This window comes from Marinospirillum sp. (assembly GCF_035271045.1).
Classification (GTDB): domain Bacteria; phylum Pseudomonadota; class Gammaproteobacteria; order Pseudomonadales; family Halomonadaceae; genus Marinospirillum.
On record NZ_DATESC010000002.1, the window covers coordinates 1 to 25,236 of the forward strand.

A 25,236-nucleotide genomic window follows, 5' to 3' on the forward strand; every position below is an offset into this window, starting at 1 on the left:
GATCATTGACTAGAGATACCGCTTCTTCTTTGAATTCTTTAGAGTAGGTTTTATATTTACGTTTCTGATTCATCATTCACCTCAAGCTAGACAGGGTCTATTGTCTCTCATTGAAGTGTCTATTGGAATTAGACCAGAACAATTTGCCATCATTGCCTTTATAAATTTCACATTTACCTTTATCTTTACCAGCAGCCATACTTCTCTCCTTTTTTTAATTCCAAACCCAAAAAAGCCAACTGCCTTGTTTTGGCTAGCTGGCTTTATGTATTTGGTTTTTCGTTTGTCATTGTGATAATCCTTATCTGTGTTTTGTCCATGCTTTCAATATAGCTTATTTCTACACCTTATCTAGTCATTTCGGAAAAAAAAGGGTCAGGCGCGTTCGGAGTTTTGGGAAAGGGCTAAAGCCAATTTGGAATAAAAAAGGTCAACATATGGGGTCAGAGTCGTTCGGGGTTTTGAACGACTCTGACCCCTTTAACTCTGACCCCTTTACTTCAAGCTTGAACAGGGCGCGGTAACGCTCTTGCCGTTGCTGGGTTGTTGTGCCCAAATTAAGGTATAACGGGTGGGATTTTAATAAGCTGGTTTCTTTACCTAACGCATTGTTTATATAACTAGACCAAGGGTAATTAGCTGGGTCTGCCACCATGCCTGCTCTAACTGGGTTTAATTCTATATAGCGATAAACTTCTAATAGATACATTTCACTTTGTACTAAAGAAGATTTAAAACGCCCTTCCCATAAAGTCCCTGTTCTTTCATAACGGCGGTTAAAATATTGAACATAACGTCGTCCTAATGACTGCATCATTAACGAAATAGCCGCTGGGGCTTGGGGCGTGCATAATAAATGCACGTGGTTGGTCATTAATACCCAAGCATGAATTTCTACATTAAACTTATCGGCAGCATCTTTAAGCCAAGTAATATAAGCCTGCCTATCTTCGTCATTATTAAAAATAGCCTGCCGATTATTACCACGCTGAATAACGTGTTGTGGCACACCAACAATAGAAACCCTAGGCTTGCGTGACATAAAAAACTCCTTTTTGGGATTTGGGGTCAGAGTCAATTTAGGTTTTTTTTGACTCTGACCCCTTTACTTATAGTTCAAGTAGCAGCTTGACGCTAGGGTGGTTTTTTAAATTGACTCTGACCCCTTTTAACAGGTTCGGATAAAGGCGGTATTTATAGGCTTTTAGCATGACAGTCTATGTCTATAATTCGATGGTTTGTACGGTTCAGCTAAGTATAAGTAGTATTTTAGTACACAATCAACTTAGGCATTGATTGATTAATATGCACCCAAACATTATGCCAAGCAAGTTTATCAATAATCTAAAAACCGTCTCAAGCCGACTTATAAGAAAGGCATTTGCAGATCATTTAGCGCAGCACTATTGGAAACCTGTGCTTTGGACACGCACTGACTGCCTACTTACAACAGGCGGAGCAACGATTGATACGATTAGGCGTTACATCGAAAAACAAGAGCGCCCTAGCTAGGGCGCTGTGCTTACATCTCCACCTAAATCAAAGATTCTAGGTGGAGAATTACGCACAATTAGTTAAAATTTAAGCAGGTTGTTGTCTTCTTCGCCGAATATTTGGTCTAGGTTTAGGTTTTGGGCGTTGTCTGTGGTTTGTTGTTCTTTTTGGTGGTGTTGGTTGAGGGTTTCTAGGTGTTTTAAGCGGGGTTTGGAAAGTAGTTGGGCCTGGGCGATTTCTAGGGCGTGGTGTTGGTTTAGTTCGGCCAGTGCTTCGCCATTAAGTTGTTTTAGTGCGGTGGCATCTATTTGGTATACGCCTTTTACGGGTGTTGGGGTGTTGTTTTGGTTTTGTTCTAGCGGCCAAGGCACAATTAATTGGTGTTGGGCGAGGAGGTCTACGGCTTGTTGGGTGAGTTGTTTATTGGCTTGGTATTGTTGTAAGAAGTTGATTATTTCTGTAACGGGTTGGGTAAGTTGGTTTTCTGGGGTAAACAGTGGTTCGCCGGTGGGGTTGGCTTCTGGGTTTAGGTGTACAAATTCGCTGTTTTGGTCGATGCACAGCATAAGTTCTTCGGCGGTTTTTTCCACCAGTGCAAAAGGGTGGCTGCGAAAGGTGGCGGGTATATAGGGTACGCGCCATTGGCCTTGGGTGTTTACGTAAAGGTTTAGGTTGGCTTGTAGGCTTTGCAGTGCCACCAGTTGAAAGCCTTTTTCTGTGGCTATAAAGGCTAGGGGGTAGAAGGGCAGTAGTTCGGCCAGTTCTGCTTGTAATATGGGCGCGGCAGTGGTGTTTTTGGTGAATTGATAGTGGGTATATTTTACCCAATGGGTGTGTTGGTGGGTGGATTTTTGTACCGCTACCCATTGGGGGGTGTAGGGGGTTGGGGCTTCGTTGGTGGCTGGGTTGGTAGTTGGTTTCATGGTTAGCTTTCCTTGGTGGTTGGTTTGAATTTAAGAAAAGTCATTCTAGTACAAGGGATGCTTCACTAACGTTTGCAATGACGTGACCTCTTTTCTTCTTTCTTACACATTTCTTATATTGTTAGAATTTAAGCAGGTCGTCGTCTTCTTCGCCAAAGAGTTCTTCTAGGTCTAGTTCTTGGGCGCTTTTGTCTAGCGCGTTGTGTTGCTGGTGTTGTTGGTAGAGTGTTTCTAGGGTGGCGATGTTGTTGGTTGATAACCGTTGGGCGTAGATGAAGGTGAGTAGGCCGGTGTTGCGTAGGTCGGCTAGTTGTTCTGGGCTTAGTTCGTTTAGTTTGGCTTCATCTATTTGGTAGAGGCCTTTTAGGGTTGTCGTATTTTGTATAACCGTGGGTTGCCAAGGGGTGAAGAGGTTAAGTTCGTTTAGGCGGCGGCAGGCTTGTTGGGTGGTTTGTAGGTTAGCGGCCAGTTGTTGTAAAAAGTCTAGCATTTGTTGCAGTTCATGGCTGGGTTGGTCTTGGCTGTTAAACAGTTCTAGGGTTTTGCCCGAGGTGGCTTGTTCTTTGGGTAGAATAAGTTGGCTGTTGGTGTCGGCACAAATAATGTATTCGCCTGTTTCTGGGTGTGGGGCCAGGGCGAAAGGGTAGGCGCGTAGGTAGGCGGGTAGGTAGTTGCCTAACCAGCGGCCATCCGGGGCGACAAATAGGTTTTGGTTGGCTTGGTAGCCAAGCAGTGCCACGGGGTTGTATTGGTCGATGTCTGGGTCGTGTAAAAAGGCAATGGGGTATTGGCCGGCGGCTTTTTTAAATTCTGCGCCCACTAAAGGTAGGGTTTGTTGGTGTTTGGCGTAAAGGGTGTTTTGTTTTACCACCCAAACTAAATCTTTAAAAGTGGTGGGCGAAAGGCCTTGGTATTGGGCGTTGTGCATGGCGGTCTCTGGTTAAGTTGGGTTGAAAAAACCCCACGTCCTTGTGGGAGGTGGGGTTTTGTTTGTTGCTAGAAGTTTTGAATTAAATTGACTCTGACCCTATTAAGCGTTATTTAGCTATGCTGCATTTAATGTTATTACTTGATAGTTTTTAACTACTTCCTTTGAATTGATTAAAGCTAATGCAACCTTTTCTAATCCAGTCTGATTAATAGCAAAGTCAAGTGCGCTTAGAAGTTCAGTGCGCTGTTTTGAGTGCAAGGTTTTTTTCTCGTCATTTAGCGACATAGTAAGCCCCAATTTAATGTTATCTATACCTGTTTAGCTGCGTAAGACCAACCAGCGGCCTTCTTTTTTAATTTCTTCAAAAGACTCTGAGTCTTCAAGTGCTGCATAGGTTGTTATTAATAAGTCTAGCATAGTTTTGTTTCGACCGTACAACTTTAGCGTATCTATATTATGGTCATTTTTAGCATCAAAAGAACCTGCAACAGCAGTACGGTAGGCAGTTACAGCAGTTTTAATGGCTTTTAAGTCTTTAGCCTCAACCTTAGCTTCAATTGCTGGCGAAAGCGTTACATTGAGTAGCTTCATCCAACGATTATTTTTACCTTTTTGTGAAATAACTAGCTCGCACACAGCTACAGGGCTTTTATCTTTTTGTGTGAATACGCCATAAGCTAGCGATGATGACTGTACAGTTGCTTGTGTGCTAAGGGATTCTCCTATCCATTTAAGTTGGCGTACAACTTCTTGTGGGAAAATATTACAAGTTTCTGCTTCTTTTGACCATATTTCCAAGGCTTCTTCATAAGTTGAAGAATTAAACTGTTCAAAATACATGTTTATTTACCTAGATAAATAATTGAAAAAAACCCCACTTCCTTGTGGGAGGTGGGGTTTTGTTGTTGCTAGAGGTTTTGAATCAAATTAAATCGCTTAAATTTAAATGACTCTGACCCCTATTATTATGCGAAGCCGTTTACAGCAGTTACTGTGTAGTCTGCTTCTGATAAACCTGTTAGCTGTACTAGTACGTTTGCATCGCCATTATGAACGTAAACATCGCCATCGTATGCAAAGCCTTGCGATGTAGCACCACCATTACCATCTAGGTCTATTTCAATCTGTGTGATAACAGCTGTTGTATTAACGCTGGTTACTACATCAAAGTCGGTTTCTAGTGCGGTAACTACTGCAGCACGGTTAGCAAAGACAGTGGTAATATCGGTAATTGCCGCACCGCCTGTTAATACATCAACACCTACTTCAAAGTCGGTGATGGTGGCTAACAAATTACTAGTAGTTGAAGAGAAGCCGAAGGTGTCTGCACCTAAACCGCCTGTTACCATGGCTGTTGCTATGCCAGCTGCATCAAGCGCACCAGCTGCATTATAAACAGCGCCTTGCACTGTGATGGTGTCGTTTTGTACACCACCGGTGATTTCTACGGTTTGACGGTCAACAACTTCAATGTTGTTTACACCCACGCCACTACCAAATACATCGGCAGTACCATTGGCATTGTCACCGTCTTCATTTGTGTAGCCAACCACTTTAACGGCAAAGTCACCTAGTAAATCTGATGCATCAAGTGCGACATCTTGCGCTTCGCCACCAACTTTTGTTGCAGTGAAAGGTGAAGATGCAACACCTGTAGTACCAGCGGTTAGGTTGCCTGCTGCTTCTGTAAAAACAACAGAAGCGTCACCGTTTGTATCTTCTTCAACAGCAAATGCAGTAGCAGGGTTTGCACCAGCAACAACTGGATCATAAGTAATATCAATTTGAGTTGGTGTAGTTCCATTTGCTACTGCACTAATACCAGCAATACCATCTAAAGCAGTAATCAATGCAGCAAGGTTAGCATATGCAAAAGCAGGTAATGTAAACCCACCAGTAACTGCATGCTCTGAAGTACCATCAAAAGCGAAGCTAGAAGTATCAATGGTTGCTGTTGCTGAAGTACCAGTTACTGCAGTTACTGCTGGTGTACCAATGGCAAATGAACCTGTACCCGCAATGGTGGCACTGGCTAGTTTTTTCATATCAACACCAACCGCTGCTTTACCTGAAGTGGTTACGTTCAGTTCTTCAACTTTGTTTAGGTTGGCTGTACTGCCAAGACTACCTGCAGCGTTACCTATAGCAAATGCTTTGTCGCCTTCTACCGTTAATGTTAGGGCTTGGGCTTCAGATGCATTTAATTCTAGGATGTTGTCGTGGGCTGCAACGTTTAGGTTAAGTTCTTCAGCTTTGCTGGCTGTTACTATACCGCCTAACTTACCTTCAGCATTAATGTTAACAATGGAGGCTTCGTTGGCTTGTAAAGTACCTGTAAAAGAAGTTGCTTCTGTGCCTTTGGTTCCTGCTGCATGGGTGTCGTTATAAAGGGCAGATTCAATGTTTAGGGTGACTTCTTCTGCTTTACCTGCGGTAATGGTGCCATTGTAGGTGCTGAAGGCCGAAACGTTAAAGTCTACAACTTCTGCTTCAGAAGCAACAACGGTGGCGCTAGAAGCGGTTGGTGTACCATTAACTAGTTTACCATCGCAATCAACAGGGTTGGCGTTGCCTGCTGTGGTGTTAATGATTAGCTGGCCTTCACCTGTGTAGGTTGCTTTACCTGCAGAAGCATTACCTAGGTTTAGGGTTAGCTCGGTGTTGTCTAGGTTGGCTAGTAGTAGCTCGCCTGTCATACCGTAATTAACTGTGGTTAAGCCATCTACGCCTTCACCCGATACGGTTAGCTTGTTAGCACCTGTAACGGCTAGGGTTTGGAAGTTTTCCATGGTGGGCTTAATGGTTTTATCTGCATCTGCATTTATGGTTAGCTTGTTGTTGCCTTCGCCGCCATTTAGCTTAACAGTCGTGGCTAAACCTGTTGCGCTTACGCTGATGTTGTCATCATTTGTACCCGCAGTAATTTCTTTTAGGTTTTGCGTAGCAGCTTTTGTTAAATCAGCGGTTACTTTGCCTGTGGCTGCTGAAGCATCAAATACATTTAACTGAGTGCTTACGTTAGAAAGGCTTGTGGTTGCTGCACCTGTTACGGTGATAGAGTCTATACCAACAGTACCAACATTAAATAGGTTTAGTGTACCCATTGAATTAATGTTTAGGTTATTTAGCTGGCCTAGGCCTGTGGCATCTAGGGTTATTGTTTCTGCTGCTTTGTAGTCTTTACAACCAACTTCACCTTCTGAAGCTGTACCAATGTTGTTTAGTACTAGGTTTAGGGTGTCGTCAGATGCTGAAGATACTGCACCTGTGGTGTAACCTAGTTTTAGGTTACCTTTGGCTAGGTCGTAAGCTTTAATTTCTGCGTTAGTGTCAGCCAAGTTTTTTAGTTCAATGGTTTCTGCTGCCATTTTCAGGCTATAAGATTTTACGCCTTCAATGTCTTTGGCATCAAATATGCGACTGCGTGTGCTGTCGTTGGTTAGTTCTACATTTTCTACATTGGTCATACCGCCGTCTTTTTTGGCATCGAAACCAGAGAAGTTACCTTCCATAGAAAGCTTGAGGGTGTCTGTACCCGCGCCACCGTCAATATTGTCGGATGACTGTAAGGTCGTTGTATTAGAACGGCTGGTGATAGCACCTACAATGGTGTCGTCGTTTGCGGTAGTGTACTGCACACCTTCAACGGCTTCTTCGCCTTCGGCCAAAGGCGCAATGGTTTCTGCACCCGAGGTTAACTCAAGCGTAACGCCTTCAACGCCTGGGTCTACTGGGTCTACTGGGTCTACTGGGTCTACTGGCGCGTCACCACCAACAGTCAGGCCGTTATCCGTTGCCGCTGCCTTTTTAGCCGCTGCGATATCTGCCTCATCATAGCCTACTGGGCTAGCGGGCTTATCTGCAGCCGGTGTTGCAATAAAAGTAAACACTTGAGACAAGGTAGCAAAGGCAGAAGTAACGTTAACTTCGCCTGCTTCATTAATAGAAACTTGATTCGCCAGAATACCAGCGAACACGCCTTTTAACGTTGAGTTTAAAGTAACACCACTACCGACCAACTTGTCCATAAAGGCAGTTACAAAATCTTGTGCTTGTGCTTGTGACATGAGTCATCTCCGTAAATTATTTAGACAAGGCAGGCAATCTTACCTACCTTGCTTACTACTATTTTTTAAAACGGTTGGTTAAAAGCTGGTTATTATTAAACGATTAACCAGTCAGCGCCCCAAACATCGGTTACTGCAGTAACAGCAGCGTCTACATCAGTTATGCCAGCTACTGCATCAACAATCGCCTGTTCAACATTTTCGAAGGTTAGTACCCAAGTGTCTAGCTCGCCGGCGGTTGCGCCATCGAAGAGGGTTACGCTTAGGTTGTTGCCATCTAGGGCGACGGTGTAAGGCTTGTTGTTAAAGCTTGGGTCTAGTACGCCAAGTGCTGAAGAGTCAAACTCGACTGCGCTTAGGTCTACTGAGTCACTGGCACTGAAGTTAGTGATGGTGATGGTGTTGACCGCATTATCAGGCTGTTCTTCTGCTGTGAACTTGAAGATATCAGCTTCATCTGTTGCGTTAAGGGTAAGATCGCTACCTTCTGCAACTACGGCTACGTCTATGACGTTAGCGTTTGGATCGGTAGGATCGGTTGGATCGGTTACCGTCTTTAAGCTACCAAAATCTAGCGTGCCAATTTTTTGCGAGCTAGTAAATACGTTTTCGTTCGCTTTTAGGTGGTAAGCGGTAAATTCGCCCAAGTTGCCACCGTTTTCAACCATTAGAACATAATCTGCGCTGTTGCCTGCAGTTAGGTTTTGTAGGCCGTTAATTTGGTTGTCACCAGCATTACCTGTTAACTGGTTTTGTAGGCCTGTTGTTTCTAGGGTAGCAAACTGCTCTGCTGTTAAACCAATTTTAGCCACTTTTTCAGCGTTAAAGGTTTGGTTTAAGCTGCCTAAAACAACAGTACCAGCGTTATAATCGCTGAAGTCTAGGAAGTCACGACCTGCTGAAGCAGCGTTGTCATTGTAGCTAACAACCGTGTTAGTACCGTTTTCATAACCCGTTAGCTTTAAGGTATCGTTGCTGTTTGCGCCAGTACCCATCACTAGAACGTCTGAACCCGTACCTAGGTTAATAACATTGTCGCTTTCTGCAACAGACTGAGAGCCAGTCATTGCAAAGCCAGTTTCTGTAGCAAATTCAGTGTTGTAAACACCGTTGTTTAGGGTGTTTGCTGCACTTGTGTCTAACTTAGCTACTTCATCTTCTTCTAAATCAGCTAGGTTAGGCGCTGTAATTTGGATGTTTAGGTCGCTTAGGTTCAAACCACCATCAATTAACGATTCAATCGCTAGGGCATTACCGTCGTTGTCGTGTGCTGCAATTAGCTTGCTTAACACCGCATCGTTATTAACCGCTGCTTTAATAGCTTGGTTAATTTGTAGCGTACTGGTTTTATAATCAGTGCTGTCGATAACAATCGCATCAGACTCAAAACCTTTAAAGCTTACTTTTACAGTAGCTTGGAATAGGTTGTAAGTTTGAGCAACATTGTTAGCACCAGCAGAGTAAGCTGCATCGCTGTTAGAGGTTAAACCATTGCTGTAACCCGCACCTGCAATTAGCTCATTAACATCTGTAGTGGCGTTGTTGAACACCAATACTGCTTTGCTGCCTTCGTTGTCTGTGCGTACAACGTCGTTACCAGCACCCGCATTAATGGTTGCATTGCCTGCGCCTGGGGTTAAAATCCAGTCGTTGCCATTACCTGCATTAATGGTGATGTTGTTATTTAGCTGTTGGTTAGTTAACCAACCGCCACTGTTAGTAGCAACTTGAACCATGCCGCCAAGATCGTTCACTGCTGCAACGGTAATTACGTCGTTACCAGCGCCAGTGCTTACATTAACTTGAGTGTCAACTGCTTCTAACACTTCAGTATCAATGGCTAGGTTTAATACATCTTTGCCAGAGCTTAGGTTGTAAGTAATGGCGGCTTTGCTGTCATCAGCGGTGTAAATGCCAGTGTCTTCAAATTCATAACGGCTTAGAACGTCTTCAGAAACAAAGCTGTTAATGGCAGTGCTAGAAGCGTTGGTTGCAATAACTTGCTGTACGTCAACCAAACCAGCTGAGTTAAAGTTTTCGTTTACCAAAGAAGTAACGCTGCTACCTTTTTGCGTACCAACGTTAAAGTAACCATTGCTGCCGCTTTGTAGTTCAATGCGTGCTAGATGGTCGGTAGCTGCTTTAGATTCAAGCTTGGTGAACCAAACATTGTTAGTAGCGGTAACTTTGATTTCTTCTACGCCTTTGTCTGAAGCAGACTGGCCCGCCAAATTAACCGTAGCACCTTGTGAACCGTAACCTACGTTGTCGGCATCTAGGTTAGTGCTAATTAGCTTAGTAATGGTGGTTGGCGCTACGTTATCTAACTGAGCGTAAAGGGTGTAACCAGGGTCTGGAATAACACCCGTTTTGTTAACAAAACCTAGTGGCTTTAGAGTTGCGCCTTTAGTGTCTGTTAATACAATGCTTGTACCAGAAACTGCGTCGCCTGCTTGGTTTTGAACGGTAAAGTCATTACCTAGCGTTACATTAAAGTTAGCCAGTTTTGCATAAGCTTCTGAGTTGCTTGGGTTGCCTTCTGCATCTGTTGCAGGAACATTAACACCTTGGCCTAGCTCTTCAATACGCGCTTTAACGGCTTCAAATAGCTCATCGTAGTTTTGTGCTGCAAAAATAGCGTCTGACTGAATAAGCACTTGTGCGCCGTTTAAAGTGAAGGCGAAAGTGTCAACAGGTACACGCTCTAGAGGTGTTTTACCATCTTCTGCGGCACGCAAGTCAAGCAATTCTAGGAACAACTGTGAACCAGAGCTTTCTGCTGCTTGGCGCTCGATGATTGGAGACAAAAACAAGCCTTCAAATGCGTCGCCTTCACCAATTTGGTTTTTAAGTTCAAAAGTAAAGTCGGCAGAAATTTTGCTAGCACCAGCATCTAGCTGTGCTTTACCGACGTTATAAATGTTGTAACCGTCAGTGTTAGGGTTAATTGTGGTTTGGTCTTCTTCGGTGTCTGTAAACTTAACCACTAGGTCTGCATCAACAGGCGTAACAATATCTTTAAGTGCGGCTAAGTCGGTTGAAGTGCTAGTAGAAGCAATGGCTTTTTCTACATTAGCAATGTTGCCGCCTTGGGCAACTAGCTGGGCGTTAGCAAAGTCTACCGCTGCGTCTGCACGGCTTGCACCGGCTTCTAGAGCGTTAAAAATTGATTGTGCGCTGCTTGCGCCTAGGTTTTCAGCAACTTGCAGGGCAAACTCAGCGTTGGTGCCTTGGTTTAAAAGGCCTGTGGTTGCAATAAAAGCAGCAGCTTCTTTTTGGGTGTTAAATGCTTGTAATTCTGCAGCATAGCCACCGGGTGCTACGCCTAGGGTTGCCACTGTTACCAGTGATACTTGTGCTTTAGTTAAAGCCATTTGTAAAACTCCTGATCAAGGTTTACTTCAATTTTTCCGAACATTCGGCCCATCTGTTATATCAATTTATTGCAATATCAATTTATTGCAATATCAACTTATTACAATACCAACATGGCACAAGGTAACAGCCTTCGCCTTACCCGTGTGTGATGCTGGTCACACTGTGCATTTTTTTACATTCTTTTACAAAACCAGTCTTAAACAATCCGTTCAATACTGGAAAAAACGCGAATCGCATCATATAAGCTTAAACGCCGCTATACAACCATACCTTTTGTGTTTGGTTTACTTAAAATTAAACCCAATGTGGTTTTTAAATGGGCGCTAACGCCTTACTATATGATCCTTTACTACTGACTATGACTCACTGTTGGATGCTTTGTTTATTATGTTGACACCATTTACACCTAGTTTCTCAGCCATTAATTTAAACCAACCCCAAATCATGGGTATTTTAAATGTAACGCCCGATTCTTTTTCAGACGGCGGGCGCTATACCTTGGTTGAACGGGCGGTGCAGCAAGCCCTGCAAATGGCAGCCGAAGGTGCAAGTTTTATAGACATAGGCGGTGAATCAACTCGCCCCGGTGCAGTCGGTGTTGGTGAGCAGCAAGAATTAGACCGTGTATTGCCAGTATTAGAAGCGTTGCGTAAAGAGTCAGCAGTGATGATTTCTATTGATACCAGCAACCCAAAACTCATGCTAGAAGCGGCTAAGTTGGGCGCTAATTTATTAAATGACGTGCGTTCGTTTACCCGTGAAGGCGCGTTAGCCGCAGCAGTTGCCACAGGTTTACCTATTTGCATTATGCATATGCGTGGCGAGCCGTCTTTTATGCAACAGCAAACCGATTACCTTAACGTAGTAAAAGAAGTAGCCGACTGGCTAGCGCAGCGAATGCAGGTGTGTGTAGCAGCGGGTGTTGTAAAGTCACGTATTTTATTAGACCCAGGCTTTGGCTTTGCTAAGCTGTTGCCGCATAATCTAGCGCTTTTAGCCAACTTGAGTAAATTACAAGCGTTAGGGCAGCCCTTGTTAGTGGGAATGTCAAGAAAGCGAATGCTGGGTGAAATAACCGGCAAGCCCGCGTTAGAAAGGGATGCAGCAGGCATTGCCGCGCATTTATTCGCCGCGCAGCAAGGTGCTAGCCTTTTGCGGGTGCATTCTGTGGCTGGGTTAAATGATGCATTACAGGTTTGGCAAGCCGTGCAAGCGGCCAAAGCTATTTAAAAGACAGGATTAACCATGACGACAACGACAAGAAAATACTTTGGTACCGATGGCATTCGTGGGCGCGTAGGCGAGTTCCCAATTACACCCGATTTTGTACTAAAACTGGGTTGGGCAGCGGGTAAGGTGTTTGCTAAACAAGGTAAAAAGCGCATTTTAATTGGTAAAGACACGCGCTTATCCGGTTATATGTTTGAGTCCGCACTAGAATCAGGGCTTTCTGCGGCGGGGGTGGATGTGTATTTATTAGGCCCAATGCCAACCCCCGGTATTGCCTATTTAACGCAAACCTTTCATGCCGATGCAGGCATTGTGATTAGCGCATCGCATAATTCGTTTGAAGATAACGGCATTAAGTTTTTTTCCAGAAGTGGTGAAAAGCTGCCCGATGAAGTCGAGCTAGAAATTGAAGCGTGGCTTGAAAAACCTATGGAAACCGTCGCCCCTGCGCTGTTGGGTAAAGCACGGCGCATTAATGATGCGGCGGGGCGTTATATCGAATTTTGTAAAAATACCCTGCCTTTTAACGCCAGTTTACAAGGCTTGTCGTTGGTGGTGGATTGCGCCCACGGTGCGACTTATCATATCGCCCCTGAAGTCTTTAGCGAATTGGGCGCAACGGTGGATGTGATTGGTGCCACGCCAGATGGTTTAAACATTAATAAAGGTTATGGCTCTACCAACCCGCGTGCCTTGCAAGACCGCGTGTTAGCAGTGGGGGCTGATTTAGGGGTTGGGTTTGATGGCGATGGCGACCGTTTAGTGATGGTAACGCGCACGGGGCGTTTATTAGATGGCGATGACCTGCTTTATATACTTGCTAAAAATTTACAAAGCAAAGGCCAGTTGCAAGGGGGCATTGTTGGTACAGAAATGAGCAACCTAGGTTTAGAGCTGGCATTAAAAGCGGCCGATATTCCTTTTGTACGCGCTAAAGTGGGCGACCGTTATGTCATGGCAGCGCTACAAGAACACAACTGGCTGGTGGGCGGCGAGAATTCAGGTCATGTAGTTTGCCGCCATGTACAATCAACGGGCGATGGCATTGTTGCTGCATTACAAGTGCTGCAAGCCATTCAAGAAGCCGATGGGCAGGTTGAGTCTTTGCTGCAAGGCATGAAAAAAATGCCACAAAGTTTGGTGAATATTCGTACATCAGACAATAAACAAGCACTGATGCGCCACCCACAAGTACAAGCCAAAGTTAAAGACGTTGAGGCGCGTATGAATGGCAGAGGCCGCGTGTTATTGCGCCCTTCTGGTACAGAACCCTTGATAAGAGTGATGGTAGAAGGCGATAACCAAGATGAAGTACAAGCGCTGGCAGAAGAAATCGCAGCGGTTATCACAGACATTGCGGGCTAAGCTTAAATGTTGCTAGTTGAGGTTAGTGCCGATTTTTAATAGAATCCACGCCCTTGAATTATTTATAGGCTGAATGAATGCGACAGACATTGGTAGCAGGCAACTGGAAGATGCACGGTGATAAGCAGATGGTCACGCATTTGCTTAAAAAATTGCTTACTAAGCAAACACCCAGCGTAAAGTTTTTGGTCTTTCCACCCTACCCCTATTTGTCGCAAGCGGCAGAGATGTTAGCCGGTAGCAACATTGGCTTAGGCGCTCAAGATTGTTCACACGCCGCAGAAGGCGCTTATACCGGCGAGGTTTCCGTGGCTATGTTGACTGATCTGGGGGTTAGTCATGTTTTATTGGGGCATTCTGAACGCCGCCAATACCATGCAGAAACCAATGAACAGGTCTTAGAAAAAGCTAAACGTGTGTTAGCAGCGGGGTTGATTCCAGTCGTGTGTGTGGGCGAAACGCTTGAACAGCGCCAAGCCGGTGCAACCGATCAAGTGGTTTCGCAACAGTTAAGTGGCCTTTTGCAAGGTTTAACTTTGCTGCAATTACAAAAAGTTATCGTGGCTTATGAGCCGGTTTGGGCGATAGGTACGGGCTTAACGGCTACGCCACAGCAAGCGCAAGACGTGCATGGTTTCTTGCGTAACACTGTTGCTAAAGTAAATAAAAATTTAGCAGCCAGTATGTTGTTCTTGTATGGCGGTAGCATGAAGCCTGATAATGCCGCGTCATTACTAAAAATGCCAGACATTGATGGCGGGTTGATTGGTGGCGCGTCTTTGGATGCGGATCAATTTTTAGCAATTGGAAAAGCAGCGGAATAATGAATATGCACAGTATCGTTTTAGTCATTCATGTAATGCTAGGTTTAGGTGTAATTGCGTTAGTGCTTATGCAGCAAGGTAAAGGTGCAGAAGCCGGTGCTTCGTTTGGGGGTGGTGCGTCTAATACGGTTTTTGGTAGCCTTGGGCCAGTCGGTTTTCTGGGTAAAATGACCGGCTTGTTAGCGGCGGCGTTTTTTGTCACTAGCATGGGTTTAGCTTATTTAGCCAAGCAACAGTATTCACCAGACTTGGGTTTACCTTCAGAAGACATCATTCAAGAATTTGAGCGTGAACGCCTTCCTTTATTAGATGACAGCGGCGTGATTGAAAATCATCAACCAAACGCTCAGTAAAAATAATTTTGCCTTAGGGCTTGCTAAGTGTGGTTAGCAACACTATTATTCGCTGCCTTAATTCATTAAACAATTAAGCAGCGTAAATTGTGCAGCCTAGTAAAGTAACCTTGTCGAAGTGGCGGAATTGGTAGACGCGCTACCTTGAGGTGGTAGTGGGCTAAAGCCTGTGCGGGTTCGAGTCCCGCCTTCGACACCAAACTTTATAAAAGCAAGCGTGCACAAAAAGCGTAAGTAAACAGTAGATTATAGTTAAAGGTTGACGTAACGCATTTCAACCCCTATAATTGCTGCTTATCTGATGCGGGGTGGAGCAGCATGGTAGCTCGTCGGGCTCATAACCCGAAGGTCGTTGGTTCAAATCCAGCCCCCGCTACCAAGATTTAATCAGAAGCCCCTTTTTTAAGGGGCTTTTTGTTAGGTCGAAAAAATCTTCGCCAGACGGCGCATCGCAGTCTTACCCTCGAATTTTTCCGGCCTTTGATCATCTGATCTGCATAGGCAGAGCTGGAGCCTTTTCTGTGTCAAGCAAAGATAAGCTACTAGAACAGCTAATTGAGCCGGTTGTTCAGTCCCTTGGGTTTGAATTTTGGGGGCTGGAATTTAGTGGTCGCGGACAACACACGCTATTAAGAATTTATATTGAAAGCGATCAAGGTATTAGTGTTGATAACTGTGCCCAAGTAAGCCGTCAAGTCAGCGCACTGATGGATGTAGAAGACCCTATCGAAAGCGAATATACCCTTGAAGTATCATCACCAGGTATGGATCGCCCTTTATTTAAGCTAGACCACTATCAACGTTATACCGGTCATCAGGTACAACTTAAACTGCGTTTAGCCTATGAAGGTCAACGTAAGTTTGTTGGTCTACTTAAAGGCATTGAAGATGACGAAATCATTCTTCAAGTCGACGAAGATGAATACTGTTTTCCGTTTGAAACTATCGACCAAGCAAGCATTAAAACGCGCTTGGAAAAGCAAAATAAATAGCAAGGACTGTTTCTAAGAGGCTAAGGCATGAGTAAAGAAATCCTTTTGGTGGTGGATGCCGTCTCCAATGAAAAAGGCGTTCCCAAAGATACTATATTTGAAGCAATTGAAGCCGCATTAGCGAGTGCCACTAAAAAACGTTTTATGGAAGAAGGCGTTGATGTTCGTGTTCACATTGACCGTAAAACAGGTGAATATGATAGCTTTCGTCGTTGGTCAGTGGTTGATGATGAAGATTTTACTGAACTTGAAAGTGAGCTGCCAGCAACCGCAGCTAAAGAAGAAGGTTTGGTGGTTGGCGATGTTAAAGAAGAAAAAATCCCGTCGATTGAATTTGGTCGCATAGCAGCACAAACAGCCAAGCAAGTCATTGTTCAAAAAGTACGCGAAGCTGAACGTGCTGAAGTAATCCGTCAATACGTTGGTCAGCAAGGCTGTTTGGTTTCTGGTGTTGTTAAAAAAACCACCCGTGATGGTTTGATTGTTGACTTAGGCGGTAATGCAGAAGCTTATTTGTCACGCAATGAAATGATTTCGGGTGAAAAATTTCGCATGAACGACCGTGTTCGCGCTATTTTATTAGAAGTCAATCCTAATAATCGCGGCCCACAGTTAATCTTGTCGCGTACCTGTCCAGAAATGATTATCGAGCTTTTCAAAATTGAAGTACCAGAAATTTCTGAACAGCTTATCGAGATTCGTGGCGCTGCACGCGATCCTGGTTCACGCGCTAAAATCGCCGTTAAAACCAATGACCGTCGCATCGACCCTGTTGGCGCTTGCGTGGGTATGCGTGGTTCACGCGTACAAGCAGTTTCTAACGAGCTACACAATGAGCGCGTTGATATTGTGTTGTGGGACGACAATCCTGCTCAGCTGGTTATTAATGCAATGGCACCGGCTGAAGTTGCCTCGATTATTGTTGATGAAGACACCCATTCTATGGATATCGCAGTGGCTGAAGATAATTTAGCCCAAGCCATTGGCCGTGGCGGTCAAAACGTTAAATTAGCACGCGACTTAACTGGTTGGCGGCTTAATGTAATGACCGAAGCAGAAGCCAGTGGTAAGCAAGCGCAAGAAGCCGATGTTCTAATTGAATACTTTATTCAGCATTTAGACATTGATGAAGACATGGCGCGTACCTTGGTTGATGAAGGCTTTACAAGCTTAGAAGAAGTGGCTTATGTGCCGCTAGAAGAGTTCCTTGAAGTTGAAGGTTTAGACGAAGACTTAGTTAATGAGCTTCGCCGTCGTGCGAAAAATGAATTGCTGACCTTAGAGATTGCCTCTGAAGAAGCTTTGGCTGCGGCTAATCCTGAACAAGCCCTGCTTAACCTTGAAGGCATGGATCGCACCCTAGCATCAGCACTTGCACTTAAAGGCTTAACCACCCTTGATGATCTTGCCGAACAATCCATTGATGACCTTATGGATATCGAAGCTATGACCGAAGAGCGTGCCGGTAAAATGATTATGGCGGCCCGTGCTCACTGGTTTGAAGATGAAGCTTGAGCGCAACTAGGTCGTAGTTAGAGGAGATACATAGTGTCAGAAAATACCGTTAAAGAATTTGCTAAAGTAATCAATCAACCTGTTGATAATTTATTAGCACAAATGAAAGAAGCCGGTTTAAAGCACAACAGTGAAGATCAAAAAATATCTGAACAAGATAAACAAACGCTACTTGACTTTAAAAAGCGTATCGGTGGCACGGCTGCCGAGCCAACAAAAATCACTATGACGCGCAAAACAACGCAACAGCTAAAAGGTGATGGTCGCAAAAGTGTCAACGTTGAAGTGCGTAAAAAGCGTACTTTTGTTAAGCGTAGCGAAGTTGAAGACCAGGCTGAAAAAGCCCAAGAAGTGGCGCGTCATGCAGCCGAAGTCGAAGCTTCAAAAAAAGCGGAAGCCGAAACAGAAGCTAAGCGTCAAGCCAATGAAAAAGTACGCCGTGAAGCTGAAGAAGCAGCGCGTGTTGCTTTAGCAGCAGAAGAATCTAAGCGTAAAGCAAACCAAGAAAATAAAGTGACCGAACCCGTGTTAGACGCAGAAGCGCAGAAAAAAGCCGAGGCCGATAAAGAACGCCGTAAGCAAGATGAAAAACGCCGCGCCGAACAAGCGCGTAAAGCACGCGCTAACCCTGTTACCGGCGTGCAAGACGATGCGACTGAAGAACCCGCAGAAGCTTTATTGAAAAACACCAAAGTAGCCGTCACAGATGATAAGCCTAAAGTGGCCAAGTCAGGTGCGGGTAATCGTAAGTCTGCTGGTGGTAAAAAAACCGGCGGCAAGCGTGAAGATAGCTTTGAAGACCGTCGTTTAAGCCGTAAAGGTGGTAAAGACGACAAGCGTAAAGGCGGTGGTCGTCGTGCGGCTAGTAGTTCGCGTGAGCATGGTTTTGAAAAGCCAAGAGCACCGGTAACACGGGAAGTTCTTATTCCTGAAAGTATTACCGTTGCAGAGCTAGCTGACCGTATGGCAGTTAAAAGCTCTGAAGTCATTAAGGTCATGTTCAAAATGGGTGCTATGGCAACCATTAACCAAGTCATTGACCAAGAAACAGCCGCCATTGTTGTTGAAGAAATGGGTCACTTGCCTAAATTGCAAAAAGAAAATGCAATTGAAACCGAAGTGCTTGACACCATTAGTTACGAAGGCCAAGCGATTACGCGTGCGCCTGTTGTTACCGTTATGGGTCACGTTGACCACGGTAAAACGTCACTGCTTGATTACATTCGCCGTGCCAGCGTTGCAACAGGTGAAGCCGGTGGTATTACTCAGCACATTGGTGCTTACCACGTTGAAACATCAACAGGTAACATGGTTACTTTCTTAGATACCCCAGGACACGCCGCTTTTACAGCAATGCGTGCCCGTGGTGCTAAAGCAACCGACGTTGTTATTCTTGTTGTTGCCGCAGACGATGGCGTAATGCCACAAACCATTGAAGCGGTTCAGCACTCTAAAGCTGCTGGCGTGCCTTTAGTGGTTGCAGTTAACAAGATTGATAAAGAAACCGCTGACCCAGAACGTATTCGTAACGAGCTTTCTCAATACGGTGTTATTTCTGAAGAGTGGGGCGGCGATACACCTTTTGTACACGTTTCAGCAAAAGTAGGTACGGGTCTTGAATCACTGTTAGAAGCCGTATTATTGCAATCTGAAATGCTAGAATTAACGGCTGTGCCAGAAGCACCGGGTATTGGCGTGGTTGTTGAATCTCGTCTTGATCGTGGCCGTGGCTCTGTTGCTACCGTTCTTGTTCAAAATGGTACTTTACGTAAGGGCGATATCGTTCTTGCTGGTCTTAACTATGGCCGTGTGCGTGCGCTGATTGATGAAAATGGTAAGCAAATTGCTTCAGCAGGCCCTTCTATTCCAGTAGAAATTTTGGGTTTAGATGGCACACCAGAAGCCGGTGATGAATTCACCGTTGTTAAAGACGAGAAAAAAGCACGCGAAGTTGCGCTTTTCCGTCAAGGCAAATACCGTGAAGTGAAGCTAGCACGTCAGCAAAAAGCCAAATTAGAAAATGTATTCAGCCACCTAGAAACAGGTGAAGTTGCCACCGTAAATATCATCCTAAAATCGGATGTACGTGGTACGGTTGAAGCCATTATTGGTGCGTTAAAAGACTTAGAAACCAGTGAAGTTAAAGTTAATGTGGTTTCTTCTGGCGTGGGTGGTATTACCGAAACTGACGCTAACCTAGCCCTTGCTTCTGAAGCAATACTGCTTGGTTTTAACGTGCGTGCCGATGCGTCTGCTAGAGCCATTATTGAGCGTGAAGAAATTGATCTACGCTACTACAGCATTATCTATGAGCTAATCGAACAGGTTAAGCAAGCCATGTCGGGCAAGCTTGCGCCTGAGTACCGTGAAGACATAGTCGGTATTGCTGAAGTGCGTGATGTATTCCGTTCACCTAAGCTGGGTCAAATTGCTGGCTGTATGGTGGTTGAAGGTACGGTTTACCGTAACAAGAAAATTCGTGTATTGCGTGACAACGTGGTTATCTATGAAGGCGAGTTAGAATCTTTACGCCGCTTTAAAGACGACGCTGCGGATGTTCGTAATGGTATGGAATGTGGTATTGGGGTTAAAAACTACAATGACGTTAGAATCGGCGATAAGATCGAAGTTTTTGACAAGATCAGAGTAGAGCGCAGCCTATAATACAGCTAGCGACTTAATGCTAGCGCCTTAAAGTTGTTAAAGAGCCTCGATCTTCTGATACGTCAGAGTCGAGGCTGTTTTATTGGGAAGGTAACAATGAAAGAATTTAGTCGTTTAGACCGTATTGGCGATCAAATGCAGCGTGAATTAGCGGTGATGATTCAGCGTGAGATTAAAGACCCAAGATTAGATGCCATGATTACCGTTAGCGGTGTGAAGGTGAGTAAAGACTTAGGTTATGCTGACATTTATGTCACCGTATTGGGTAAAGAAGACAAGCCCGAAATTATTGCTGAAAACATGGCAATATTAAAACAAGCCGCTGGCTTTTTACGGGGACGTATTGGGCAGAATATCAAACTGCGTGTAGTGCCTCAGTTACGCTTTCATTACGACGAAAGTGTGCAGCGTGGCCAGCATTTAAGTAGTTTAATTGAACGCGCCATTGCTGAAGATAAAAACCGCCCTGAATAAGTTTTATGCAAACAAAAAAGCAAAAGACACAAAAAAAAATCCCCCGTAACCTTGTTAATGGCGTGCTGTTATTGGATAAGCCATTAGGTTTATCCAGTAATCAAGCTTTGCAAAAAGTTAAATGGCTTTTAAAAGCCAAAAAAGCAGGGCATACGGGTAATTTAGACCCATTAGCCACGGGTGTTTTGCCTTTATGTTTTGGCGAAGCGACTAAGTTTGCAAGCTATGGGTTAGAAGCGAATAAAACCTATGTCACCACCATACAGTTAGGTGAAACACGTGACACTGCCGATGCTGAAGGTGAAGTGGTTGAGCGTTTTTCTTTACCAGCCATGACTCAGATCGGTATTGAACAGGTGCTGCAAGGCTTTTTAGGGGCGCAGCAACAAGTGCCGCCTATGTATTCAGCCTTAAAGTTTCAGGGTAAAAAGCTTTATGAACTTGCCCGTGCAGGACAAACCATAGAGCGCCCACCCAGAGCCATTACTATTTTTAAGTTACAGCTGTTAAGTTTTACAACAGACAGCCTAACCCTAGAAGTTAGTTGCTCTAAAGGCACTTACATTCGCGTATTGGGTGAAGACATAGCAACTGCGTTGGGTTCTGGTGGCTATCTAAGTGCTTTACGCCGCACTGTGTCGGGTAGCGTTAATGAAAGTGACAGTCTAACCTTAGAAAGCTTGGTTAATTTACATGAACAGCAAGGCGAAGCAGCCATAGCCGCTTTGTTAAAACCAACCGACTATTTAATTGAGCATTTGCCTAAGTATTCGGTTGATGAGGTGTCTACCGCCTTGTTATTACAAGGGCAGGCGATTAAATTGCTGGACTCAAGCCTTGCTATCGGACAAAATGTGCGCCTTTATGCTTTAGGTCAAACCTTACTAGGCTTAGCTCAGGTGCAACAAGACGCAGTAAAAGGCTTAATGTTGCAACCGATTAAAATGCAAAGCACAGTATAGATAAAAAAATTTCAGGCAGGCTGTAACGTCGCACGGCTTTGCCCTTGTTACTAAGCGACTGTGGAGCAATACAATGTTAACAACAGAAAAGAAAGCGGAAATCGTTAAAGATTTTGCGCGCGCTGAAAATGATACCGGTTCTCCAGAAGTGCAAGTTGCTTTGTTATCTTTTGATATCAACGCGTTACAGCCTCACTTTGCCAGCAACAAAAAAGATCACCACAGCCGTCGCGGTCTAATTCGTATGGTTAGTCAGCGTCGTAAGCTGCTTGATTACTTGAAAAAGAAAGACGTAACACGTTATGCCGATCTAATTAAGCGCCTAGGTCTACGTCGCTAAGTTATCGATTCGCTAGCGAATCTTAAAAACCCCTCGTTGCGAAGGCAGCGGGGGGTTTTGCATTCTAACTGCTAGTACTTTGTTTGTGCTGCTAGTCAGCGTATGATTAAAGCGCTAATTAATGGCGAAAAAAATTGAATTTAAAGGATAAATTTGTGAATCCCGTAGCTATCAAAAAAACATTTCAATATGGTCAAAACACGGTCACTTTAGAAACTGGTCGTATTGCACGTCAAGCAACCGGTGCTGTGCTAATTACTGTCGATAACACTAGCGTGTTATGTACTGCTGTTGCCAAAAAAGACGTAAGCCCTACGCAAGACTTCTTTCCTCTAGCTGTTTTCTACCAAGAAAAAACCTACGCTGTTGGTAAAATTCCTGGTGGTTTTTTCAAGCGTGAAGGCCGTCCTACTGAAAAAGAAACCCTGATTTCTCGTTTGATCGACCGTCCAATTCGTCCTCTTTTCCCAGAGGGCTTTATGAACGAAGTACAGGTAATTTGTACGGTTGTTTCTGCAGAACGCGGTATGGAATCTGACATCGCAGCGATGCTGGGTGCTTCTGCTGCACTTAGTATTTCTGGCGTGCCTTTTAATGGCCCTTTAGCAGCAGCTCGCGTTGGTTACACTGACGCTGATGGTTATATGCTAAACCCAACGTCTGCTCAGCTGGTTGACTCACGTTTAAACATGGTTGTAGCAGGAACAGAAGGCGCAGTATTAATGGTTGAATCAGAAGCTAAAGAGCTAACTGAAGACCAAATGCTGGGTGGCGTACTTTTTGCTCACGATGAAATGCAAGTGGCTATACAGGCCATTAAAGAATTTACCGCTGAAGCAGGCAAAGCGGCTTGGGATTGGCAAGCAGCACCGGCTGATACTACAACCGAAGCTTTGGTTCGCCCTTTAGCTGAAGCCGGTATTCGTGAGGCTTATAAAGTTACTGACAAGATGCAGCGTTACGGTCGTTTAGGCGAGTTGCGTCAAAGCGTGGTTGAGCAGCTAGCAACTCATGCAGAAGCCGCGCCTTCTGCTGATGCAATTAAAGCCGTCTTTGGACAAATTGAAAAACAAATCGTGCGTAATAACGTGCTGGATGGCGAACCGCGTATTGATGGTCGTGACCACAAAACTGTGCGCCCATTAACCATTGAAGTTGGCGTTCTACCTAAAGTTCACGGTTCAGCGCTATTTACGCGTGGCGAAACTCAGGCTTTGGTTGTTGCAACACTAGGCACCAGCCGCGATGCACAAATCATTGAAAGCCTAGAAGGTGAGTTTAAAGACAGCTTCTTATTCCACTACAACTTCCCTCCTTACTCAGTAGGTGAAGCAGGCTTTATGGGTGGCCCTAAGCGTCGTGAAATTGGTCACGGTCGTTTGGCTAAGCGTGGCGTTCAGTCTATGCTGCCCAGCGAAGCTGACTTCCCTTACACCCTGCGTGTAGTGTCAGAAATCACCGAATCTAACGGTTCTAGCTCTATGGCTTCTGTGTGTGGTTCGTCACTGGCGCTAATGGATGCCGGTGTGCCTTTAAAAGCGCCAGTAGCCGGTATTGCGATGGGCTTGGTTAAAGAAGGCTCTCGCTTTGCTGTATTAACCGACATTTTGGGCGACGAAGACCATTTAGGTGATATGGACTTTAAAGTAGCCGGTTCAGCAGCAGGTATTACTGCCTTGCAAATGGACATCAAGATTGAAGGCATCAATGAAGAAATCATGGAAGCTGCATTAGAGCAAGCTTTGGTGGCGCGTTTAGACATTCTTGAGCAGATGAATAAGGTGTTACCTTCTGCGCGTACTAAGCTATCTGATAATGCACCAACTATGGTTACTATCAAAATTGATACGGATAAAATTCGTGATGTAATTGGTAAAGGTGGCGCAACCATCCGCAGTATTACCGAAAAAACCGGCGCTTCAGTGGATATCGACGATTCTGGCGCAATCAAGGTGTATGGCGAATCAGCCGAGTCAGCCCAAGCAGCGATTGATATGATTATCGGCTTAACGGCTTCTGCTGAAATCAATAAGGTTTATATGGGCAAAGTGGCACGCCTAGCCGACTTTGGTGCTTTTGTTACCTTCTTGCCAGGTCAAGATGGTTTGGTACACATTTCACAGATCGACAACAAGCGCGTTGAAGCCGTTAAAGATTACCTAACTGAAGGCCAAGAAATTTTGGTTAAAGTGATTGATATTGACAACCGCAACCGTGTGAAATTGTCTATCAAAGAAGTCACTGAAGACGATAAAGCGGCTTTTGCTGCTGCAGCAACAGAAGCTTAATCTTTAAAAGCAAGACAAAAAAATCCCCGCTCAAGCGGGGATTTTTATTTCTAAACTAGCTAAAAAATATTATTTTTCTGTTTTTACTATTTCTAGTAGTTCAACTTTAAATACTAGTGTTTCATTAGGGCCAATCGAACCACCAGCACCTGCAGGGCCATAAGCTAGGTTTGCAGGAATATAAACTTCCCACTCACTGCCTTCAGGCATTAGCTGTAACGCTTCTTGCCAGCCTGCAATCACTTGATTCACTTTAAAAGTCACAGGCTCGCCACGCGCATAAGAGCTATCAAACACCGTGTCATCAATTAACTTACCTTCGTAATGTACTTTTACGCTAGCTGTTGCGGTTGGTTTTTTGCCTTTACCTTGCTTAACAATCTTATATTGCAGGCCGCTGTCGGTTACTTTTACGCCTTTCTTTTTAGCATTTTCAGCTAAAAACTTTTGCCCTTTAGCAAGGTTTTCTTCACCTGCTGCCGCTTCTTTTTGTTGGGCTTCAGCGGCCATTTTTTGTTGTAGCTGGTCTAATATCTCGCCAATTTCTTCATCATTTAAGCTGGGGGTGTTGCCTTTATAAAGGTCTTTTAATGCGGCACTAAAACTGTCGACATCTAATTCACTAATATCTTGTTGTAACTGGCGGCCAACCATAATGCCTAGACTATAACCAATACGCTCTTCTTCCGTTTTAGGCGCTGCAACGGCTAGGCTAGGCAAAGCAAGCGCAAGGCTAATAGAAGTGGCAAGGGTTAGCTTAGCAAAAGTTTTATACATGGTTATTCCTTAATGGTTTTTTGGGTATTACAGTCTGATTTTAGGTTTTTTTTGGCCAGAATAGTTCCCTGTTGCCGAATAAAGCGTTTTTCTAAGTATTCCCGCAAACGCACTGCAGTCAACTCGATTTCTTCTTCATCCAACAAAATGCTTAGCATCACTTTAAGTGGTGCGTCGTCAACTAATCTTGGGTCTTCAAAACAATGCGTCAGGTTTTCAATTAAAGCGGCCTCACGATTATCGCAGTCTATCAGCCCCATTCGCTCTTGATAGTAATAATAAAGAACGGCTTGTTCTTGCTGTTCTGCTAACATTTCAGCTTTTAAAATATGCTCGTGCATTCGGTGCAAGGGGCCGTTTTCATTCATATCTGCTTTTTCTGCTAGGCGTTTAAGCTCATCACGCTGCCGCCTTAATTGTAAAGTATAATCTTGGTGCCAGTTTTCAAACTGTATAAAAGTTTTACGCCAATCAGGGTTAAAACGTAAGCGTTGTTGCGCTGTCCAAATCGCAAAAAACAGCAAATTAATATTGGCGCCACTGTCATCTTGAAGCTGTAAACAAGCATCTTTTATTCGTTTTAGCTGATAGAGGCTCAGCGAAAAACGCCAGAAAGGGTTATCATGCAGCAGCATTTTTTGTCCTTCAAATGATAGGAA

At 44.5% G+C, this 25,236-nt stretch carries 21 protein-coding genes and 2 tRNA genes; 14 read left to right on the forward strand and 9 right to left on the reverse strand.

Features of this window, described 5'->3' with window-relative positions:
- Nucleotides 1-430 precede the first annotated feature (430 nt).
- The gene (locus tag VJY63_RS00915) at nt 431-1,042 is read right to left on the reverse strand and encodes an REP-associated tyrosine transposase (RefSeq protein WP_324047730.1); all 612 of its coding nucleotides are present in this window, start codon (nt 1,040-1,042) and stop codon (nt 431-433) included.
- 263 nt (nt 1,043-1,305) lie between these two features.
- Between VJY63_RS00915 and VJY63_RS11835 the strand changes: the two genes are divergently transcribed.
- The gene (locus tag VJY63_RS11835; RefSeq protein WP_414674796.1) at nt 1,306-1,512 is read left to right on the forward strand and encodes a transposase; all 207 of its coding nucleotides are present in this window, start codon (nt 1,306-1,308) and stop codon (nt 1,510-1,512) included.
- Nucleotides 1,513-1,574: 62 nt separating this feature from the next.
- Here the strand turns inward: VJY63_RS11835 and VJY63_RS00920 are convergent, their stop codons facing one another.
- The 6 genes from VJY63_RS00920 to VJY63_RS00945 form a co-directional block, all read right to left on the reverse strand.
- Entirely contained in the window at nt 1,575-2,417 is an 843-nt protein-coding gene (locus VJY63_RS00920) for a SapC family protein (RefSeq protein WP_324047732.1), read from the reverse strand.
- 121 nt (nt 2,418-2,538) lie between these two features.
- Complete coding sequence (locus tag VJY63_RS00925; protein WP_324047733.1) at nt 2,539-3,345, reverse strand: SapC family protein; 807 nt, start codon at nt 3,343-3,345, stop codon at nt 2,539-2,541.
- Nucleotides 3,346-3,462: 117 nt separating this feature from the next.
- The gene (locus tag VJY63_RS00930) at nt 3,463-3,633 is read right to left on the reverse strand and encodes a hypothetical protein (RefSeq protein ID WP_324047735.1); all 171 of its coding nucleotides are present in this window, start codon (nt 3,631-3,633) and stop codon (nt 3,463-3,465) included.
- Nucleotides 3,634-3,666: 33 nt separating this feature from the next.
- Nucleotides 3,667-4,188, reverse strand: coding sequence for a hypothetical protein (locus tag VJY63_RS00935; RefSeq protein ID WP_324047737.1), 522 nt, complete (start codon nt 4,186-4,188; stop codon nt 3,667-3,669).
- 125 nt (nt 4,189-4,313) lie between these two features.
- A complete protein-coding gene (locus tag VJY63_RS00940) occupies nt 4,314-7,415 on the reverse strand; it encodes a hypothetical protein (protein WP_324047739.1) in 3,102 nt (1,033 codons plus the stop codon).
- Between the two features lie 95 nt (nt 7,416-7,510).
- The gene (locus VJY63_RS00945; RefSeq protein ID WP_324047741.1) at nt 7,511-10,789 is read right to left on the reverse strand and encodes a hypothetical protein; all 3,279 of its coding nucleotides are present in this window, start codon (nt 10,787-10,789) and stop codon (nt 7,511-7,513) included.
- A 391-nt stretch (nt 10,790-11,180) separates the two neighbouring features.
- Here VJY63_RS00945 and folP point away from each other — a divergent pair, with 391 nt between their 5' ends.
- The 13 genes from folP to pnp all read left to right on the forward strand — a co-directional run bounded on the left by folP (nt 11,181) and on the right by pnp (nt 23,800).
- A complete protein-coding gene (gene folP, locus VJY63_RS00950; RefSeq protein WP_324047743.1) occupies nt 11,181-12,023 on the forward strand; it encodes a dihydropteroate synthase in 843 nt (280 codons plus the stop codon).
- A gap of 15 nt (nt 12,024-12,038) precedes the next feature.
- Nucleotides 12,039-13,388 (forward strand): phosphoglucosamine mutase, encoded by a 1,350-nt coding sequence (glmM, locus tag VJY63_RS00955; RefSeq protein WP_324047745.1) that lies wholly within the window; start codon nt 12,039-12,041, stop codon nt 13,386-13,388.
- A gap of 77 nt (nt 13,389-13,465) precedes the next feature.
- Complete coding sequence (gene tpiA / locus VJY63_RS00960) at nt 13,466-14,212, forward strand: triose-phosphate isomerase (protein WP_324047746.1); 747 nt, start codon at nt 13,466-13,468, stop codon at nt 14,210-14,212.
- Between the two features lie 5 nt (nt 14,213-14,217).
- Nucleotides 14,218-14,565 carry a preprotein translocase subunit SecG gene (gene secG / locus VJY63_RS00965; protein ID WP_324047748.1) on the forward strand — a complete coding sequence of 116 codons (348 nt, stop codon included), beginning with the start codon at nt 14,218-14,220 and terminating at the stop codon, nt 14,563-14,565.
- Nucleotides 14,566-14,677: 112 nt separating this feature from the next.
- Nucleotides 14,678-14,764: transfer RNA gene (locus tag VJY63_RS00970), tRNA-Leu, on the forward strand.
- 103 nt (nt 14,765-14,867) lie between these two features.
- Nucleotides 14,868-14,944 (forward strand) — tRNA-Met (locus VJY63_RS00975).
- Between the two features lie 142 nt (nt 14,945-15,086).
- Entirely contained in the window at nt 15,087-15,557 is a 471-nt protein-coding gene (gene rimP, locus VJY63_RS00980) for a ribosome maturation factor RimP (RefSeq protein WP_324047749.1), read from the forward strand.
- Between the two features lie 27 nt (nt 15,558-15,584).
- Nucleotides 15,585-17,072 (forward strand): transcription termination factor NusA, encoded by a 1,488-nt coding sequence (gene nusA / locus VJY63_RS00985; RefSeq protein WP_324047751.1) that lies wholly within the window; start codon nt 15,585-15,587, stop codon nt 17,070-17,072.
- 33 nt (nt 17,073-17,105) lie between these two features.
- Nucleotides 17,106-19,736 (forward strand): translation initiation factor IF-2, encoded by a 2,631-nt coding sequence (gene infB / locus VJY63_RS00990; RefSeq protein WP_324047753.1) that lies wholly within the window; start codon nt 17,106-17,108, stop codon nt 19,734-19,736.
- Nucleotides 19,737-19,832: 96 nt separating this feature from the next.
- On the forward strand, nt 19,833-20,210 hold the full coding sequence (gene rbfA, locus VJY63_RS00995) for a 30S ribosome-binding factor RbfA (RefSeq protein ID WP_324047755.1): 378 nt from the start codon (nt 19,833-19,835) through the stop codon (nt 20,208-20,210).
- Nucleotides 20,211-20,215: 5 nt separating this feature from the next.
- Complete coding sequence (truB, locus tag VJY63_RS01000; RefSeq protein ID WP_324047757.1) at nt 20,216-21,172, forward strand: tRNA pseudouridine(55) synthase TruB; 957 nt, start codon at nt 20,216-20,218, stop codon at nt 21,170-21,172.
- A gap of 73 nt (nt 21,173-21,245) precedes the next feature.
- Nucleotides 21,246-21,512 (forward strand): 30S ribosomal protein S15, encoded by a 267-nt coding sequence (gene rpsO, locus VJY63_RS01005; protein WP_324047759.1) that lies wholly within the window; start codon nt 21,246-21,248, stop codon nt 21,510-21,512.
- Nucleotides 21,513-21,667: 155 nt separating this feature from the next.
- Complete coding sequence (pnp, locus tag VJY63_RS01010; protein ID WP_324047762.1) at nt 21,668-23,800, forward strand: polyribonucleotide nucleotidyltransferase; 2,133 nt, start codon at nt 21,668-21,670, stop codon at nt 23,798-23,800.
- Between the two features lie 69 nt (nt 23,801-23,869).
- On the opposite strand, the gene VJY63_RS01015 is transcribed toward pnp, so the two are convergent.
- Together VJY63_RS01015 and VJY63_RS01020 are read right to left on the reverse strand one after the other, a co-directional pair.
- The gene (locus VJY63_RS01015; protein WP_324047763.1) at nt 23,870-24,577 is read right to left on the reverse strand and encodes an FKBP-type peptidyl-prolyl cis-trans isomerase; all 708 of its coding nucleotides are present in this window, start codon (nt 24,575-24,577) and stop codon (nt 23,870-23,872) included.
- 2 nt (nt 24,578-24,579) lie between these two features.
- Nucleotides 24,580-25,212 (reverse strand): TIGR02444 family protein, encoded by a 633-nt coding sequence (locus tag VJY63_RS01020; RefSeq protein ID WP_324047765.1) that lies wholly within the window; start codon nt 25,210-25,212, stop codon nt 24,580-24,582.
- Nucleotides 25,213-25,236 lie beyond the last annotated feature (24 nt).

Coding starts and splice junctions, on each gene's coding strand:
- rpsO (WP_324047759.1), top strand. CDS start 21,246: ATGTTAACAACAGAAAAGAAAGCGGAAATCGTTAAAGATTTTGCGCGC.
- VJY63_RS01015 (WP_324047763.1), bottom strand. CDS start 24,577: ATGTATAAAACTTTTGCTAAGCTAACCCTTGCCACTTCTATTAGCCTT.
- VJY63_RS00945 (WP_324047741.1), bottom strand. CDS start 10,789: ATGGCTTTAACTAAAGCACAAGTATCACTGGTAACAGTGGCAACCCTA.
- nusA (WP_324047751.1), top strand. CDS start 15,585: ATGAGTAAAGAAATCCTTTTGGTGGTGGATGCCGTCTCCAATGAAAAA.
- rbfA (WP_324047755.1), top strand. CDS start 19,833: ATGAAAGAATTTAGTCGTTTAGACCGTATTGGCGATCAAATGCAGCGT.
- VJY63_RS00925 (WP_324047733.1), bottom strand. CDS start 3,345: ATGCACAACGCCCAATACCAAGGCCTTTCGCCCACCACTTTTAAAGAT.
- VJY63_RS01020 (WP_324047765.1), bottom strand. CDS start 25,212: ATGCTGCTGCATGATAACCCTTTCTGGCGTTTTTCGCTGAGCCTCTAT.
- VJY63_RS00915 (WP_324047730.1), bottom strand. CDS start 1,042: ATGTCACGCAAGCCTAGGGTTTCTATTGTTGGTGTGCCACAACACGTT.
- folP (WP_324047743.1), top strand. CDS start 11,181: ATGTTGACACCATTTACACCTAGTTTCTCAGCCATTAATTTAAACCAA.
- truB (WP_324047757.1), top strand. CDS start 20,216: ATGCAAACAAAAAAGCAAAAGACACAAAAAAAAATCCCCCGTAACCTT.
- glmM (WP_324047745.1), top strand. CDS start 12,039: ATGACGACAACGACAAGAAAATACTTTGGTACCGATGGCATTCGTGGG.
- secG (WP_324047748.1), top strand. CDS start 14,218: ATGCACAGTATCGTTTTAGTCATTCATGTAATGCTAGGTTTAGGTGTA.
- VJY63_RS00935 (WP_324047737.1), bottom strand. CDS start 4,188: ATGTATTTTGAACAGTTTAATTCTTCAACTTATGAAGAAGCCTTGGAA.
- VJY63_RS00920 (WP_324047732.1), bottom strand. CDS start 2,417: ATGAAACCAACTACCAACCCAGCCACCAACGAAGCCCCAACCCCCTAC.
- VJY63_RS11835 (WP_414674796.1), top strand. CDS start 1,306: ATGCACCCAAACATTATGCCAAGCAAGTTTATCAATAATCTAAAAACC.
- VJY63_RS00930 (WP_324047735.1), bottom strand. CDS start 3,633: ATGTCGCTAAATGACGAGAAAAAAACCTTGCACTCAAAACAGCGCACT.
- tpiA (WP_324047746.1), top strand. CDS start 13,466: ATGCGACAGACATTGGTAGCAGGCAACTGGAAGATGCACGGTGATAAG.
- VJY63_RS00940 (WP_324047739.1), bottom strand. CDS start 7,415: ATGTCACAAGCACAAGCACAAGATTTTGTAACTGCCTTTATGGACAAG.